Source organism: Allolucifera butyrica (genome assembly GCF_900476375.1).
Taxonomy (GTDB): Bacteria; Bacillota; Negativicutes; order Sporomusales; family UPPP01; genus Lucifera; species Lucifera butyrica.
Window position 1 is genome coordinate 80933 of record NZ_UPPP01000059.1, and the last position, 16519, is coordinate 97451.

Annotated in this window: 16 protein-coding genes and 1 riboswitch; of the genes, 11 read left to right on the forward strand and 5 right to left on the reverse strand. The window is 50.2% G+C overall.

What is annotated here, in order from left to right; genetic code table 11:
* Positions 1-44 precede the first annotated feature (44 nt).
* The 5 genes from LUCIF_RS05215 (at position 45) to LUCIF_RS05235 (ending at position 6525) form a co-directional block, all read left to right on the forward strand.
* Positions 45-1505: a PLP-dependent aminotransferase family protein gene (locus LUCIF_RS05215; protein ID WP_122626816.1), complete on the forward strand. Its 1461-nt coding sequence runs from the start codon at positions 45-47 to the stop codon at positions 1503-1505.
* A 225-nt stretch (positions 1506-1730) separates the two neighbouring features.
* Positions 1731-3035 carry an FAD-dependent oxidoreductase gene (locus tag LUCIF_RS05220; RefSeq protein ID WP_207857021.1) on the forward strand — a complete coding sequence of 435 codons (1305 nt, stop codon included), beginning with the start codon at positions 1731-1733 and terminating at the stop codon, positions 3033-3035.
* A 64-nt stretch (positions 3036-3099) separates the two neighbouring features.
* The gene (locus LUCIF_RS05225) at positions 3100-4497 is read left to right on the forward strand and encodes a hypothetical protein (protein WP_122626818.1); all 1398 of its coding nucleotides are present in this window, start codon (positions 3100-3102) and stop codon (positions 4495-4497) included.
* A gap of 128 nt (positions 4498-4625) precedes the next feature.
* Positions 4626-5363, forward strand: a complete 738-nt coding sequence (locus LUCIF_RS05230; protein WP_122626819.1) for an FCD domain-containing protein — start codon at positions 4626-4628, stop codon at positions 5361-5363.
* A 130-nt stretch (positions 5364-5493) separates the two neighbouring features.
* Positions 5494-6525 (forward strand): hypothetical protein, encoded by a 1032-nt coding sequence (locus tag LUCIF_RS05235; protein ID WP_122626820.1) that lies wholly within the window; start codon positions 5494-5496, stop codon positions 6523-6525.
* Between the two features lie 144 nt (positions 6526-6669).
* On the opposite strand, the gene LUCIF_RS25975 is transcribed toward LUCIF_RS05235, so the two are convergent.
* The 4 genes from LUCIF_RS25975 to LUCIF_RS05255 all read right to left on the reverse strand — a co-directional run bounded on the left by LUCIF_RS25975 (position 6670) and on the right by LUCIF_RS05255 (position 9875).
* On the reverse strand, positions 6670-6843 hold the full coding sequence (locus LUCIF_RS25975) for a hypothetical protein (RefSeq protein WP_165865895.1): 174 nt from the start codon (positions 6841-6843) through the stop codon (positions 6670-6672).
* Between the two features lie 394 nt (positions 6844-7237).
* Entirely contained in the window at positions 7238-8062 is an 825-nt protein-coding gene (locus LUCIF_RS05245; RefSeq protein ID WP_122626822.1) for a MetQ/NlpA family ABC transporter substrate-binding protein, read from the reverse strand.
* Positions 8063-8179: 117 nt separating this feature from the next.
* Entirely contained in the window at positions 8180-8848 is a 669-nt protein-coding gene (locus LUCIF_RS05250; protein WP_122626823.1) for a methionine ABC transporter permease, read from the reverse strand.
* Complete coding sequence (locus LUCIF_RS05255; RefSeq protein ID WP_122626824.1) at positions 8817-9875, reverse strand: methionine ABC transporter ATP-binding protein; 1059 nt, start codon at positions 9873-9875, stop codon at positions 8817-8819. Before LUCIF_RS05255 ends, LUCIF_RS05250 begins: the two co-directional genes overlap by 32 nt.
* A 117-nt stretch (positions 9876-9992) precedes the next feature.
* Positions 9993-10101, reverse strand: a riboswitch (SAM riboswitch).
* Between the two features lie 179 nt (positions 10102-10280).
* Here LUCIF_RS05255 and LUCIF_RS05260 point away from each other — a divergent pair.
* The 3 genes from LUCIF_RS05260 to LUCIF_RS05270 are packed head-to-tail and all read left to right on the forward strand — an operon-like array spanning position 10281 to position 12316.
* The gene (locus tag LUCIF_RS05260; protein ID WP_122626825.1) at positions 10281-10583 is read left to right on the forward strand and encodes a YerC/YecD family TrpR-related protein; all 303 of its coding nucleotides are present in this window, start codon (positions 10281-10283) and stop codon (positions 10581-10583) included.
* 12 nt (positions 10584-10595) lie between these two features.
* Positions 10596-11783 (forward strand): ATP phosphoribosyltransferase regulatory subunit, encoded by a 1188-nt coding sequence (gene hisZ / locus LUCIF_RS05265; protein ID WP_122626826.1) that lies wholly within the window; start codon positions 10596-10598, stop codon positions 11781-11783.
* Positions 11784-11788: 5 nt separating this feature from the next.
* The gene (locus LUCIF_RS05270; RefSeq protein ID WP_122626827.1) at positions 11789-12316 is read left to right on the forward strand and encodes an HD domain-containing protein; all 528 of its coding nucleotides are present in this window, start codon (positions 11789-11791) and stop codon (positions 12314-12316) included.
* A 24-nt stretch (positions 12317-12340) separates the two neighbouring features.
* On the opposite strand, the gene LUCIF_RS05275 is transcribed toward LUCIF_RS05270, so the two are convergent.
* Positions 12341-13294 (reverse strand): D-2-hydroxyacid dehydrogenase, encoded by a 954-nt coding sequence (locus tag LUCIF_RS05275; protein WP_122626828.1) that lies wholly within the window; start codon positions 13292-13294, stop codon positions 12341-12343.
* A 154-nt stretch (positions 13295-13448) separates the two neighbouring features.
* Between LUCIF_RS05275 and hisG the strand changes: the two genes are divergently transcribed.
* Genes hisG through hisC form a run of 3 tightly spaced genes read left to right on the forward strand, consistent with a single transcriptional unit; the run spans position 13449 to position 16515 of the window.
* A complete protein-coding gene (gene hisG, locus LUCIF_RS05280) occupies positions 13449-14114 on the forward strand; it encodes an ATP phosphoribosyltransferase (protein ID WP_122626829.1) in 666 nt (221 codons plus the stop codon).
* The gene (gene hisD, locus LUCIF_RS05285; protein ID WP_122626830.1) at positions 14111-15478 is read left to right on the forward strand and encodes a histidinol dehydrogenase; all 1368 of its coding nucleotides are present in this window, start codon (positions 14111-14113) and stop codon (positions 15476-15478) included. Before hisG ends, hisD begins: the two co-directional genes overlap by 4 nt.
* A complete protein-coding gene (gene hisC / locus LUCIF_RS05290; RefSeq protein WP_122626831.1) occupies positions 15454-16515 on the forward strand; it encodes a histidinol-phosphate transaminase in 1062 nt (353 codons plus the stop codon). The genes hisD and hisC overlap by 25 nt, the downstream gene beginning before the upstream one ends.
* Positions 16516-16519 lie beyond the last annotated feature (4 nt).

A 16519-nucleotide genomic window follows, 5' to 3' on the forward strand; every position in this document is an offset into this window, starting at 1 on the left:
TGGAATCGGGAAGTATACTTGATCAAAAACAGGAGGTATGATTCATGGCTTTCAAGTACAAATTTCAAATGTATAAGCATTTGCAGGCTAATATTGCCAACATTTACGCGGATGCCCGCCAAGCGGCTGAAGAATTGGAGATTCCCCGCGAAATACGGGGCAAATTTGGGTTAACCGGCGGTATTTCCGGTTGTCCGGCGCCACTCCGGGAAGATATCATGCAGGCCGGTGAGGAAGCCGGCAAAGCGGTAATTCCTTTATCCGTAATGGTGGATCAAATCCGGGAATTAGTAAAAGACACTTATGGCGACGAATATGATGCCGTTCCCACCAGTACCTGTGAAGCCGGGCTATGGGTTACTTTTGATTCTCTGTTTACGCCGCCCAATCTTGGTCGCGGTGATAATTACCGGGCCCGTTATATCGCTCCGCTGGAAAAGCATTTTCATCATCAGGGCGGATATGGACGCCCCTTTCCGGGCCGTTACAAGGATATTATCGCCGACCGGGGCACAACTCCGGGGGAACTTGGCTTTTATGGCAAACGCCAGAATAATTTGGATACCCTGATTGTTCAGTTGGCAGGAGCGAAATATGACGTGCATGGCATAAAGTATCATCCGGTTCCCTTGCTTACCACCGTCAATCCGGATGAAACTTATGCAGAAATGAAGAAACAGGCGCAAATTCATGCGAGCATGCTTACCGGCATCACTTCACTCGGCTATGAAACGCCCGGTTACGGTTATGGCGTCAAAGACGCGGACGGAACACCGGTGCTGCAGAAATTATACGCTAAATTAGCCAAAGAGTTCGGTATACCTTACGTAATCGATAATGCCTGGGGCGTTCCCGGTATTGGTCACGATATCCGCAAATCAGGCGCCGACGTGGTTATTTACAGTATGGATAAAGCCAGCGGAGCGGCTACCAGCGGTCTTATTATCGGCCGGGAAGATATCATGGTTCCCCTTCGCCGGGCTATGGGAATGCACGGTGACCGGTGGGGAACGGGTTCCTCCTACGGCAAAGCGGCCTATGTAACATTTGACCCGGGCAAAGAAGCGTTAGCCACGCAAATTCAGGCATTAAAAGTTCTCCGTGACCGGCCGGAGGTTTATACCCAATCCGTTGATGATCTGTTCGCTGTAGTTACGGAAGAATTTTCGCAAATTCACCCTAAACTGAAAGCGGGTATTCTCATCAACAAATCGTATAATTCCCGCGCGGTTGAAGTAAATTATGAAGGAACCTGGGCCAATGGTGAAATGGGTCTGCCTATTTTTTCCATCGAGGATATGTATTCCGGCACCAACTTGTTGCAGACCGGCATGGCGCAGATGGGTGTTATTCCTACGGTTGCTTACGATGGTAATATCTATATCTCTCCCGATTTAGCGACGACCGACAGTAAGGGAAACTTGCTGAAGGATGTTATGCGGTATGGCGTGAAAGCGCAGGTGCGGTTAATGGAAATTATTGCCCGTTATGCGGGAATCATCTGATTTTCCCGGACATGAATCAAAAGGAAGCAGCAAATAGGTTGAATTGTTGATAAACTTCAAAAAATACCAACCATTTTGCTGTATCCATAGCAGGGATTATGTAAGATTTTGTAGAATTAATAGCTCATCAAAGATGAGTTCTTACTGCGGCTTAATGAGGCCAAAGATGCAGCAGGAACGGACAACATGGCTGGGTTCCTAATTATACAAGCGGGAGGGAGCAAGGTGACAAGAAAAATAGTCGTAGTTGGCGGCGGTTGGGCCGGCAGCGCCGCGGCCCTGGCGGCCCGCAAGGCAGGCTGTGAGGTGGAATTATTTGAGAGAACGGATATGCTCCTGGGTACCGGACTAGTTGGCGGTATCATGCGGAATAACGGCCGTTTTACCGCAACAGAAGAAATCGTCGCCATGGGCGGCGGTGACTTGTTTGCCATTACCGACCTGAATTCGCGCCACAAAAATATTGAGTTTCCCGGCCACAAACATGCCAGCCTTTATGATGTATCGACCATAGAACCCGCTGTGCGTCAAGCTCTCCTGGCGGCAGGGATCCTGATTCATTTGAAAGCCCGGGTCAAGGATGTGACAATGAATGAAGGAATCGTTAGCAAAGTGACAGCCGAAATTTTCCATAGGGACGGCGAAACCCTGGAAGGCGAAGGGGACGTGTTTGTGGATGTGTCCGGTACGGCCGGTCCCCAGGGAAATTGTCTAAAGTATGGCAACGGTTGTGCGATGTGTATTTATCGCTGTCCGACTTTCGGTCCCCGTCTCAGTATTGCGGCGAAAGCCGGCATCAAAGAAGTGATCGGCGAGAAAGCAGATGGTAGTTTTGGGGCTATGAGCGGGTCCTGTAAACTACATAAAGATTCCTTATCCTCGGAGATTCGTGAACAACTGGAGAAAACGGGAGTCTGTGTGGTTCCGGTTCCGCCCCATCTGCAAAAAAGTCTTGCCTCGCTGGGACAAAAGGCCTGTCAGCAATACGCACTAAAAGAATTTGCCGAAAATATTGTTTTGTTGGATACGGGCCACGCCAAATTAATGACGGCCTACTATCCGCTGGATATTTTGCGTCAGATTCCCGGTTGCGAAAATGCCCGCTTTGAAGACCCTTATGCCGGTGGAATCGGCAATTCCATGCGCTACCTGGGCATGCTGCCCCGGGATAATGCTTTAAAAGTTACGGGACTTAATAATGTTTTTTGCGGCGGAGAAAAAGCAGGTCTCTTGGTCGGTCATACGGAAGCGATTGTTACCGGAACCCTTGCCGGGCACAATGCCGCTCGTCAGGCTTTCGGCCTGGAACCGCTGGAAATACCGGTTTCTCTCGCCTGTGGCGATGCAATAGCCCATGTCAGGGAACGTATGCAGACCAAAGAAGGACTAGCCAAAAAATATACTTTCTCCGGTTCCGTATATTTCGAAAGAATGAAACAACTGAACCTGTATACGACGGATGTGGCGGCGATCCGGGAACGGGTCCGGGCCGCCGGTATGACGGATGTTTTTACCCGGAAACTGGGATGAAAAAGGCTTCGACGACCCGTTGCTACCGGTCCCCAATTTGCACTAATAATTGAGGAGGTATTCTATGCAGGTTGCAACATTGTCCTTTGTGGATTGGGTCTTCATGGCTTTCGTTTTAATTACGCTGGGTTGTCTTGCTACCAGACGGGACGCGCTGTTACCTACATCAATCGGTTTGCTGGTTGTGGGCACGATTCTGAAAGGCAGTCTGGTCGGCGGGTTACAAGTGGCATTTAACGCAATTATGGCTTCAACAACGGATCTTTTAAATATTATTATTGTTATTTCTCTCGTAGTCATGATGACCAAGACCATGGCGGATATGGGTACGGATAAGCTTATCGTCGCACCACTCCGTGGTATGTTGAACAACCCCGGTATTTCCTATTGGGTTGTCGGTATAGCAATGATGATTGTATCCTGGTTTATCTGGCCAACTCCCGCGGCCGCACTGCTCGGCGCTTTAGTGGTACCACTGGCTATTGTGGGCGGGTTACCGCCGATTATTGCCGGAATGTCTATGGCGTTATTCGGCAAAGGAATTGCATTATCCAGTGACTTTATTATTCAGGGAACACCTGCGGTTACTGCCAAACTGACCAAGATACCTATTGAAAAAGTTATCGCGGCGAACATTCCTGTTTGGGCATCCGTATCGGTTGTTGCAGCAGTTGTCGCTTTCTTAATCGCCCGCAAGGCAATTAAGAACAGCAAGGTTACCGGCTCATTCGCACAGGTTGATGAGGATATGGCTAAAAAGGCGGCGGCGGCCACTGCGACGATTCAGGCCAGTACGATTGGCAGGATTATGGCCTGGGGTATTCCCCTGGCGCTTGTACTTGATATTTATGTCCTGGTTACGCGGAAAATAGTTGGAGACGATGCTACTGCGCTGATTGGCGGTACCGTACTAGCTCTTACTATGGTTAGTGCGATTTTCCAATACGAAGACAAAGCGTTTGCCAAAGTCATGGAACATGCCCGTAGCGGTTGGCAGTTTGCTGTAAAAGTATTCGGGCCCGTGGTTATTATAGCCGGCTTCTTCTGGCTGGGGGGCGATTCACTGAAAGATATCCTCCGTGACAAGAATGCGCAAGGGCTGATGTTCGACTGGGGATATTATATTGCCGCTCATGTGCCGATTAATCCCTTTATGGTGGCGGTTATGGTTACTGTCGCCGGCGTCCTTGCCGCGTTTGACGGGTCCGGCTATGCAGCCATTCCGCTGGGGGCCAGTATTGCCATGGCTTTAGGCAAACCAATCGGAGCGAATGTGGCTGTTTTGGCTTCTATGGCTCAAATGGCGGCAATCTGGACGGGAGCAACCCTGGTTCCCTGGGGCTTTCTGGCGGTCACAGCAGCTATGACCGGGGTTGATCCGCAAGATTTGGCACGGCGAAATCTTTGGCCGACTTTGTTGGGATTAGTGGCCGGCGTGATTGTAACAAGCTTTCTGGCATAGCGAAAAGGGCCCAATTTGGGCCCTTTTAACGATTCCTATTCTTCCTTAAAATGGGAAGGAAATCGTTCGGCTTATATCGAATACTCATCATGGATGAGCTGCATGATGTTTTTCTGTGATAAGGAAGGATGATGGATATGTTAGGTGAGAAAGAACAGCTGGAACAAGAAATATTGTCCTTGATAAGTAAAACCGGCCAGCCCGTAGGATGCGGTGCTATCAGCGCGGTATTGAACAGCCGGGGAATCAGTATTAGCGAGGCAACGGTAGGAAGAGTGCTGCGCGATTTTGACCATTCCGGCTATACGGAAAAAGCGGGTTATCAAGGACGGATATTGTCGGCGCGGGGAAGCGACAGGCTAACTGAATTGGCCAACAGGGAAAAAAGCCTGCAGTGGGGGGCGGAATTCGCGAGTGCGCTGCAGGGACATACGAAGGAGCAGCTTTTGGAAGTTCTGATAGCCCGCAGGGCGATAGAAGGAGAATTGGCAGCTTTGGCGGCTCTGAATGGTAACGGCGCGGAAAAGGAACAGCTGCAGTCGACCTTGGAAAAACAGCGGAGTATAATGGAGAATGGCGGCGGGGCGGCCCAGGCGGATGTTAATTTTCATGCCGCTATTGCCCAAATGGCCGGAAATAAGATTTTGGCCATGTCGATTGAATTAATCCGGCAGGATACCCAGTTGTCGCCGGTATTGGAATATATCCGCAAACATGTGCACAGTTTAGTATACATTGACCATCAGAATATTTTTCAGGCTATTCATAGCGGGATGCCGGATGCGGCCAAAGAAGCCATGGTTGCGCATATTAACAATCTGATTCAGGATGTGGAGACCTATTGGGAACGCAGGAACAATAAATAAAGCGAAGCCATTTTAAGCCAGTAGAGCCGGAAAGAGGTGGGGACCTATATTTGCCGAAATAAAAGTAGGTCTCGCCGGCACTGCCAAAAATACAGGAAAGACAACAACCACGGCGGCCGTTATTCAGGAATTGCGGCGGCGGGACATTTCTTTCTGTCTAACCAGTATTGGCTATGACGGGGAAGGTCTGGACAATATAACGGGGCTGCCTAAACCGAAACTGAGAGCGGAGACAGGGGATATAGTGGTGACTGCAGAAAAATGTCTGACCGCCGGTACGGCAAAGTTAGATATTCTTCAGAAAACGGGACTTACCACGCCCTTGGGCGATGTGGTTGTAACCCGGGTAAAGAAACCCGGGTTGGTGGTGACCGCCGGACCCAATAAAAGCAGTCAAGTGCGCAGTTTGACCGAAATACTGCGTCGGATCGGACCTGGCGCTATTTTATTTGACGGTGCCTTAAACCGGATTGCGCCCATGGTGGAAACGGACGGGTTCGTTTTGGCTACAGGCGCAGCCAGAACTCCGGATATATCCCGGCTGGCAAGGGAGACGGAATGGATTTGGGGGATTTGCAATATCTTGGTTGTACCGCGGGCTGCTGAATTGGCACGGCGGAATCTCGACCGGGTTACTCTTCTGACACCGGAACTGGAAAAAATACAGGATTGGCCCCTGTCATCCCTGCTTTCGGTCCGGGATACGGCCGGCCTGTTCCTAAAATCCGCCCCGGAAGATAGTTATTTATATATTCCCGGCATAGTTAGCATGGCGGCCCTCCGTCTGATGAGTGAAATATTTCGCCGTAATGCCCGGCGGGTGGTATTGGCTTTTGCCGATCCGGTCAAATTGCTGGTTTCAGGGGAGATTGGCCTGCTGAATCAATTACTGGAAGATTTGGACAGGGCCGGTGCATTGGTAGGGGTCTTGAAACGGGTGCCGTTAATGGCCGTAACCATTAATCCCTTTTATCCGGAATACCGGACTGAAAGCATGAGTTATCAACCGGCAACTGTAGATTTTATCCGGCTGCAAGTCGCTATTCAAAAGAATATCCGGGTTCCTGTCTACAATGTATGCAGGCAGGGAGCCAAAGAACTTGTGGATAGCATTTTGACCTATGCCCGGCCGTGGGAAAGTCCTGATGTGATGTGCTTTTAAGTAAGAAAGACCCAAAGGGTGTTTAAATGGAAGGAAAGTATTTTACTTTTCGGCTATCTTAAAAAGAATGTGTTATTTAGAAACAACCCGAAAAGTTATACTTTCTGATCCCACAAAAAACCGCTCCGGGAGCGGTTTTTTCTATTAATTATCGATATGATTTTTTATAATAAAAATGATAGCTAAAAGAGGCAAACTGCTCCACAGTAAAATGCTTTCACTATGTATCAGTAAATAAATGAACCCGATCACCAGACTGGGAACTAATAACCAGGTGAGTAGGGAAGTGATCATGCCGCTTACAGTTTCTCTGCCCATATGTTAATTCCCTCCCGGTACAGGAAAGGAGCACTTATGTGCTCCTTATTCCTCTGCTATATCAAAGTACAATCTCCATTGTACAAGCGTGTTTTCGAACCCGTATTAAATTGCCTGTGTAAAAGTACTTGTCCCACTGGAATCAATCCCTTCGTAAAGCTGTGGTTCCTCTTCCACGAACTCTTTCAATGGAATCACCCCATTTCCGAAGAACTTATTTGTTCTTCTTGATTTCAGTATAAGACAAATATTTACAAAAATCAATAGGGTATTTGTATATTTATAGGGATTTTTGCAATGCGTTGGCTTTGGGAGTGGACAATGATAATGAATTTGTATACTGTTTGCAGGCTCGATCCCATGAAAAAAGGACGCAATTGCGTCCTTTTGGCAGCTAAAAAGCGGGAACCACGGCACCTTTGTACTTTTCATTAATGAACTTCCTGACTGCATCGGAAGTAAGCGCTTTGGTTAATGCCTGGATTTCCGGTCTATTTTCGTCCCCTTTGCGGACTACCAGTACGTTCACATAAGGAGAATCCTTTTGTTCAATGAACAGCGCATCCTTAGTCGGCACCAGCTTGGCTTCCAGCGCATAATTGGTATTGATGACGGCGAGGGTAACATCGTCTAAGGCGCGAGGTAACTGCGGGGCTTCCAGTTCTACCACTTTCAGATTTTTAGGATTGTCGATAATGTCTTTGGTGGTGGCATTGATGCCCGCGCCGTCTTTGAGTTTGATCAAACCGGCTTTCGCCAGGAGAAGCAGGGCGCGGCCGCCATTTGTCGGGTCATTGGGAATGGCTACTTGCGCACCATTGGGAACGTCATTGAGATTTTTGACTTTCTTTGAATAAATGCCCATGGGCTCAATATGAACCGCGGCGGTATAAGTTAATTGCAGGTTATGTTCGGCGCTGAACTTTTTCAAATAAGGAATATGCTGGAAAAAGTTGGCGTCCAGCTCTTTGTCGGCAACGGCCATATTGGGACGGACATAGTCGCTCATTTCTATGATTTGCAGATCAATGCCTTCTTTGGCCAGGATGGGCTTAACCACCTTGAGTATTTCGGCATGGGGAACGGGCGTTGCCCCTACTTTTAAGACCGTTTTGGCCGGTGCTGCCGCCTGGCTGGCCGTTCCGGCCTTGTCACTGCCGCAACCGGCGACAAAGGCGACAGTTAGCAATGCGATGAATAAGAAAACAATTTTTTTCATGAAAAATCCCCCTGTTGGTTTTTATTTTTTGTGGGATCAGAAAGTATAACTTTTCGGGTTATTTCTAAATAATGCATTCTTCTCAGACTCCCGAAAAGTAAAATACTTTCCTTCCATTTAAAGACCCTTTGAGTCTTTCTTATTAAGACGGCGGGCAAAATAATCGCCGCAGGATTGCACAACTTGTACTTGCGCAATCAAAATGATAACGGTTGCCAGCATGATATCGACGCGAAAACGCTGATAGCCATAACGGATGGCCAAATCTCCCAATCCACCTCCTCCAATAGCACCGGCCATGGCTGAATAACCGATAAGACTGATTATGGTGAGCGTAATTCCCAGCACAATGGCAGGAAGAGCTTCCGGGATGAGAACTTTAGTGATAATTTGGGCAGGGGAGGCGCCCATGGCTTTGGATGCTTCGACCACTCCGTAGTCGACTTCCTTCAGAGCCGATTCCACAACGCGGGCGAGAAAAGGAATGGCGGCAATGCTGAGGGGCACAATCGCGGCGTTCGTGCCGATGGAAGTGTGAACAATCAACCGGGTAAAGGGAATAATAGCCACCATGAGAATAATGAACGGCGTCGAACGGGTGGCATTCACCACCGCTCCCAGAAGACGGTTAAACGGCAGATTTTCCAGAATGTGGCCCCGGTCGGTTGTGACCAGGACGACCCCCAGGGGAATGCCCGCCAAGGCGGCGATAAAGGACGAGATGCCTACCATATAGGTGGTTTCCCACAGTGATTTAGCCAGCAGCGCGATCATGTCTTGCGACATAACCAATCACCTCAATTCGTAATTCCCGGGTGCGCAAGTAATGCAGCGCACTTTGGAGGGAACTTTGTTCGCCGGATAATTCGATAATCAACGTGCCGAAAGTGGTACGCTGAATGTGGTCAATATTACCGTAAAGAATGCTTGTGTCTACATTAAAGCGGCGGATCATGCCGGCAATCACCGGTTCTTCCGCACTGCGCCCGATGAAAGACAGACGCAAAACCAGATTCGTATGCGGCAAAGGCTCAGGCGAGAATTCCGTGTCATGAAATAGAGCCGGTAAGTCATGGTTGATAATAGCACTGATAAAATCCCGGGTAATGGCTGTCTGCGGATTGGTGAACAATTGCAGCACCGGGCCCTGTTCGATAATTTTGCCGCCGTCAATCACGGCGACCCGGTCGCAGATTTCTTTGATTACATGCATTTCATGGGTGATTAAGACAATGGTCAACTGCAATTGACGGTTAATATTCCGCAGCAGTTCCAGAATGGACTTGGTCGTCTGAGGATCCAGGGCGGATGTGGCTTCATCGCAGAGCAGCACTTTCGGTTGATTGGCCAGAGCCCGGGCAATTCCAACCCGCTGTTTTTGACCGCCGCTCAATTGAGCAGGATATTGGTCTTTTTTATCCGCCAAGCCGACTAGCTCCAATAAGGGGAGCACGGCGGCGGCAATTTCCGCTTTGCTTTTTCCCGCCAGTTCCAAAGGAAATGCAACATTTTCAAATACCGTTCGCGATGATAACAGATTAAAATGCTGAAAAATCATGCCGATTTTTCGCCGTACTTGGCGCAAATGCGGTTCCGTCATGGAAGTAAGTTCTTCCCCGTCTACGGTTACGGATCCGCTGTCCGGCTGTTCCAGCATGTTGATGCAGCGGATCAAAGTGCTTTTGCCGGCGCCGCTTTTACCAATGATACCGAATATTTCGCCGCGATTGACCGTAAGGTCTACGCCTTGTAAGGCGTGAACGGATGCGGCGGAGCCCTGATAGATTTTTTCAATTCCCTTTAGCTGTATCACGGGGTCATTCTCCTCTCCTAGAGCCTACTTAAGAAATGCATTAATTCCAGCAGGCTCTCTTAACAAACAATAAAGCCTCTTCAGACAAGAAGAGGCTTTAAACACGTTAAAGACTATTCTTCATCTGCCAGGAATCCATCCTGCAGGAATTGGCACCGTTTCGTTCAGACACGAATGGTTGCCGCGGCTTCATTGGGCCTATCCCTCAGCCAACTCTTGATGAAAAACATCTGATTCAGTTGTTGAAACAAATAGTACCATGGATGGATAGTCCTGTCAAGATGAACAAAAAAAGATTAATTTTTACAAATATTTTTATACGATAAAGAATAAAAGAAGTAAAGGCAGGAAATGAATGAATTGGCAGAGAATGAATACTATATCATACTATGGAGGGAGAAAAGGATGGCAGCGAATCCGAAATTGAAAGACGAGGCAACAGACCAACTGGTACGGTCTATTTTGTCGCTCAAAAATGAAGAAGAATGTTATCAGTTTTTTGAGGACATTTGCACCATAAGCGAACTGAAATCGATGGCCCAGCGGCTGGAAGTAGCCCACATGCTGAAACATGGGCATATCTATGATGATATTGTCGCTAAAACCGGCGCCAGTACGGCGACGATCAGCCGGGTAAAACGGTGTTTATACTATGGTGCGGACGGGTATAAAATTGTATTGGCACGTTTGGACGGAGAAATGGATTGAGGTGTATTGGTGATGAAACAGAATGATATGGTACTCAAGATTCCTTACGGTACCCGCGATTTTTTACCGCAGGAAGCGAAACGGAAGCGGATGATTGAAAATGCAATTGCCGGTTTGTTCACTCGCTGGGGCTACGATGAGGTTGTGACGCCGACCTTTGAATATGCGGAAACCCTGGTTGCCGGCGCCGGCAATGACATATTGCAGGACATGTTCAAGTTTTTTGATAAAAGCAATCAGATTTTAGTGCTTCGCCCCGATATGACTACGCCCATAGCCCGGGTGGCTGCGACCAGACTGAAGGAAGATGTTCTGCCGGTAAAGCTGTTTTACCTGACCAACGTATTCCGGTATGAACAAGCGCAAGCAGGCCGGCAGTGTGAATTTTACCAGGCCGGAGTGGAATTGCTGGGCGGGGCGGATGCGGCGGCCGACGCCGAAGTCGTGGCCCTGGCGGTTGAGTCTATGTTAGAGGCAGGCTTGCAAAATTTCCAGATTAGTCTTGGCCAGGTCCGGTTTATAAACGGTATTATGGAGGAGAGCGGTTTGTCCGCCGGAGAACGGCAATTGGTCAAGCACTTCATGGTCAGCCGGGATTTGGTAGGATTGGGTGAAGTTCTGCAAAAAAGCGCATTGGACGCAGCCGCGCAGGAATTGCTGCAAAATATTCCCCTGTTTTATGGCAAAGAGGATATGCTGAATCGCGTCTATGGCCTGGTCCGGAATGAAACCAGCCGGCAGGCTTTGACGAATTTATCGTCAATATATCAATTGTTAACTGCTTATGGCGTTGAAAAATACGTTAATTTTGATTTGGGCATTATCCGGGATTTTGACTATTATACGGGCATGGTATTTGAGGGATATACCCCGGGATTAGGTTTTCCCCTCTGTGGCGGCGGACGCTATGACAAAATGCTGGCTTCTTTTGGCGTCGATTGTCCTGCTACCGGCTTTGCTTTAGGGATTGAACGGGTCTTGCTGGCTCTTGAGCGGCAAGGAATTTCCGTTGCCTGTGAGCCCAAAGACATATATATTGGCTGGCTGGCTGGCAAATTGCCGCAGGCGATCGGGGAGGCCGGACGGCTTCGCCGGCAGGGACGGACCGTTGAATTGGCTCTTTCGCCGCAGACGGAGGCAGAGGCGGAAGCCGAACGATGTCAAAAAGGGTATGGCACCCTGTTATATATTGGCGGGTAAGCGGGATGCGGCAGCGTATAAAACAGTTTATTACAGCGCTCACGGCAAAAATTACTCCCGCAGACCGGGCGTTTGTCAAGCAGTATTTAACGCCGGCAGAAGAGAGACTCTTTTGGCAAATGAACCGGCCTGACCAGCGGCATACGCTCAATGTGGCCTATACGGTGCTTCGTTTGATTGCCGGTAGGGCTCAGATCCGGCGGTTCGTTTTGATAAAAAGCGCTCTCTTGCATGACGTGGGAAAAACAAAAGGGGATGTAAGCACGGCCGATAAAGTGATTACCGTTCTGGCCCGGAGACTGCTGCCGGGACCGGCCGCCCGCTGGGGCCGTCCGGGGCGCGGCGGCCGTTTTGCCAATTTGCGGCATGCCTTCTATATTTATTTTCATCATCCCGCCCGCGGGGCACAGTTGTTGAAACAGGCCGGAACTGAGGCCGCAGTTGTCGAGATCGTGGCCAAACATCATGCAGCTCCGGTGGAAGAGGATCCACCGGAGCTGATTATATTGCGGCAAGCGGATGATAAAAATTAATTATCCCATTTTTATGGTTTTATGTCAGTACCCTTTCATTTTGTCAATCCGGTTCGACACTTCTCTTCCCTGGCAGTACCGGGCAAGGTCTTCGGCAAATAGTTTTATGGCCCGGTCCAGATAAAAAGGCGACAACGCAGCAACATGCGGCGTTATGATAACATTGGGCATTTCCCACAAGGGATTGTCTGCGGCCAGCGGTTCCTGCTCGAACACATCCAGGCCGGCTCCCCGGATCAGTTCCTGCTGCAGGGCGGTGATCAGGTCTTGCTGGCATACGACCGGTCCCCGGGCAATATTGATAAAGTAGGCAGACCGTTTCATGGCCCGGAAGTGTTCCAGGGTAAACAGCCCCCGGGTTTCTTCAATGAGCGGCAAGGCGACGACGACGACATCCGCCGCGGCCAGCAACTCGGGAAGCTGTTCGGGCGGCAGCAGTTTATCCACAAAAATTTCATTTGTCAGGGTTCGTTTGGTGGCAAGAACATGCATGCCGAGGCATTTGGCCTTTTTGGCAATTTCCCGGCCAATACTGCCCAAACCGATGATTCCTATGGTTTTTTCGTAGAGTTCGTCGGTACGGACCCGTTCCCAGGTTTTATTTTGCTGCTGGCGAATGAACAGGTTGATACCGCGGGTGAAAGCCAGAAGAAGGGACAAAACATGTTCTGATACGGGAATTCCATGAATGCCTTTGGAATTGGTAATAATAATATCGCTTTGCTGCAGTTCCGGAAAAAGCAGACCTTCCACCCCGGCGGTCAAGGCGTGTACCCATTTAAGATTCGGCGCGGCGGCAACTAAGGGACGGATATCCATATAGCCCCAGGCAAGCAGGATTTCCGTGTCCTGGATAGATTCGCCGGCTTGCTCCGGGGTGCTGCATATTATATTGGCGTTAGGAGCCACATTCTGGATAGCGTCGATATGACGGGCCGACAGATGGTTTAAGACGAGGATATTCAGTGCGGGTGACATGATAACCCCCCTTTATTACATTTAGTATCGTGCCAATTTATTCTACATATACATAGAATTTCCTACTTGCAGGGTTGACGAATTCTTTAGTGGATGATAAGATATTCAATATATTAATACTTTAAATAACTAAAGAAATGCAGGAGGTTGCTGGATGACATCAAGTGATATGGATTATTTGACGGTCGCCTTGCCGAAGGGAAAATTGTTTGAGCCGGCAGCCCGGATTCTGGCGAAAGCAGGCTATACGGCCCAGGGATTGAGTGAAAATTCCCGGAAGCTCGTGATTGCCAATGAAGAAAAAAGGATCCGGTTTATTATTACCAAAACCGGCGACTTGCCTACCTATGTGGAATACGGCGCGGCAGACATCGGCATTATCGGCAAGGATGTGTTATTGGAAGAAAATAAAGATGTTTATGAATTACTGGATTTAAAATTTGGCTATTGCCGGATGATGGTCGCTGTTCCTAAGGAGTTATTAAAGGAAAAACTCAGTGATTATGCCCATATGCGGGTGGCCACTAAATATTCGGCGACGGCCGAACGGTTTTTCCACAGTATGGGAATTCAAGTGGAGATTATTAAACTGAATGGCTCGATTGAGCTGGCGCCCATGGTCGGGTTGGCGGAATTAATTGTTGATTTGGTGGAAACGGGGCGTACTTTGCGGGAAAACAACCTGATTGAAGTGGCTGAGGTTCATCCGGCTACGGCCCGGCTGATTGCCAACCGGGTCAGTTTCAAGGTGAAATTCGACCGGATTCATCAGCTGGCGGAAGAGATCCGCGCTGTCTTGGAAAGCGGGGCTGCCGAATGAGACGTATAGAAACGCGGGACTTAACCCGTTTGGAACTAAGAAGCCTTTTAACCAAACCTTCCTTTGACCAGCTGGAGTTGGGAGAAACGGCCCGCCGGCGGGTCAAGGAACTCTTTGGCGAGGAATTGACGGCAGCTCAGGTTGTAGACCGGATTGTCAGGGAGGTCCGGCAGCAGGGCGACCAGGCGCTGCTATACTATACCCGGGCGATTGACGGCGTAGATTTGTCGGCTGCTGCACTGGAAGTCAGTGAAAAAGAGTGGCAGGCAGCTTATGAAAAAATAGAGGCGCCGGTTCTTGCTTCCCTGCGTAAAGCCGTGGCCAATGTGCGCCGTTATCATGAAGAGCAGATGCCTAGGTCCTGGCTGACTTACCGGGAGCAAGGCGCCATGCTTGGTCAAAACTGCCTTCCCCTGAACCGGGTGGGAATCTATGTCCCGGGAGGAACGGCAACCTATCCTTCTTCGGTGGTTATGAACGCCGTACCGGCGGTAGTGGCCGGTGTCGGGGAGATTATTATGGTGGCGCCGCCGGCCAGGGACGGCAGTATGAATCCCTATGTACTGGCGGCGGCGAAAGAAGCCGGTGTGACCCGGATTTTTAAAGCCGGCGGGGCCCAGGCCATAGCGGCGCTGGCCTTTGGTACGGAAACGGTGCCGCAGGTGGATAAAATCACCGGGCCGGGCAACATCTTTGTTACCCTGGCGAAAAAGGCGGTTTACGGGTATTGCGACATTGATATGCTGGCCGGTCCCAGTGAAATTTTAATTGTGGCCGACGGGACGGCGGATCCGGAATATGTGGCCGCCGATATGTTAAGCCAGGCGGAACACGATGTACTGGCCTCAAGCATTGTGATTACCGATGATGCGGCATTGGCGGATCAGGTCATGCTGGCGGCGGAAAGACAGCTGGCCCGGCTGCCGCGGCAGGAAATCGCTCAGGCGGCGCTGGCGAAAAACGGCCTGTTACTTGTCGCCGGGGATATAATGGAAGCGATGGAACTTGCCAACTTAGCGGCGCCGGAACATTTGGAAATCGTTACGGCCGAGCCGTTCCAACTGCTGCCTTACGTGAAAAATGCCGGGGCTGTATTCTTGGGGCCTTATTCGCCGGAACCATTGGGAGACTACCTGGCCGGTCCGAATCATGTCCTGCCGACCGGCGGAACAGCCCGTTTTTATTCGGTTCTGAATGTGGAGACATTTATGAAAAAGACCAGCATTATAGCCTATACGCCGGAAGCGCTGGCCGGGGTAAGCCAGGACATAATCCGTTTGGCCGAGACGGAAGGTTTGGCGGCGCATGCCAACGCGATCCGGGTGAGAGGAGAAAGACTATGTGGCAAATCAGACCGGGTTTAGAAACCTTAAAACCCTACTCGGTAGAGGAAACAGCGTGGAAAATCAGGCTTGACGCCAACGAACGGCCGGCCAATCTGCCGCCGGCGGTGCGGGACGAGGTGGCTGCCCGGCTGGCGGCGCTGCCTTTTCACCGTTATCCCGACATGCATATGACAACCTTACGGACCATGATCGCCCGGAGCCTAGGGGTAACGGCCGGGCAGGTGCTCATCGGCAGCGGTTCCAGCGAGATTCTGGCGGTATTATGCCAGATTTTTGGCGGACGGGACCGGCATATTGTATTTCCGGCGCCGTCTTTTTCCATGTATGGGATTTATGCGAAACTGTCCGACAGCCGGCCGGCTGTTGTCCAACTAGAGACGGATTTTTCCCTGGACCGGGAAAAAGTTTTGGCGGCGGCCGCGAAAACGGAAGCCGGTCTGATTATCTTATGCACGCCGAATAATCCGACAGGCAATGTAATCCCCCTGCCGGATATTGAATACATTTTGTCCCGGGCGTCCTGCCCGGTAATTGTGGATGAGGCGTATCAGGAGTTTGCCGCCGGCCCGTCGGCGCTGTCCCTGCTCGGTAAATATCCCAATTTGATTGTTGCCAGAACCTTTTCCAAGGCCTATGGACTGGCATCCGCCCGGGTAGGGTACATGGTGGCCGGCGAGGCCCTGGCGAGAGAGGTAAGTAAAGTCCTGCTGCCGTATCATGTGAATGCGTTGTCGCTGACGGCTGCGGAAGTCGTTTATGCCCGGCGGGATGATTTTGCACCCGGCATCCGGGAAATTATTGCGGAACGGGAGCGTTTGAGCAGCGAGTTGAGCCGGGTGAAGGGACTCACGGTTTTTCCCTCGGCCACTAATTTTTTGCTTGTCCAGGCGCAAGCGCCGGAACTTCTTTTGCAGTGTTTCCGGCAAGGGGAAATTGGTGTCCGGGATTTTAGCAAAGCGTCCGGCCTTACCGGCTGTGTCCGGATTACCGTGGGTACGGCGGCGGAAAATGACAGTTTGCTGGCGGCGGCCCGTCAGTATGGCAAGGATCGATAAGTGA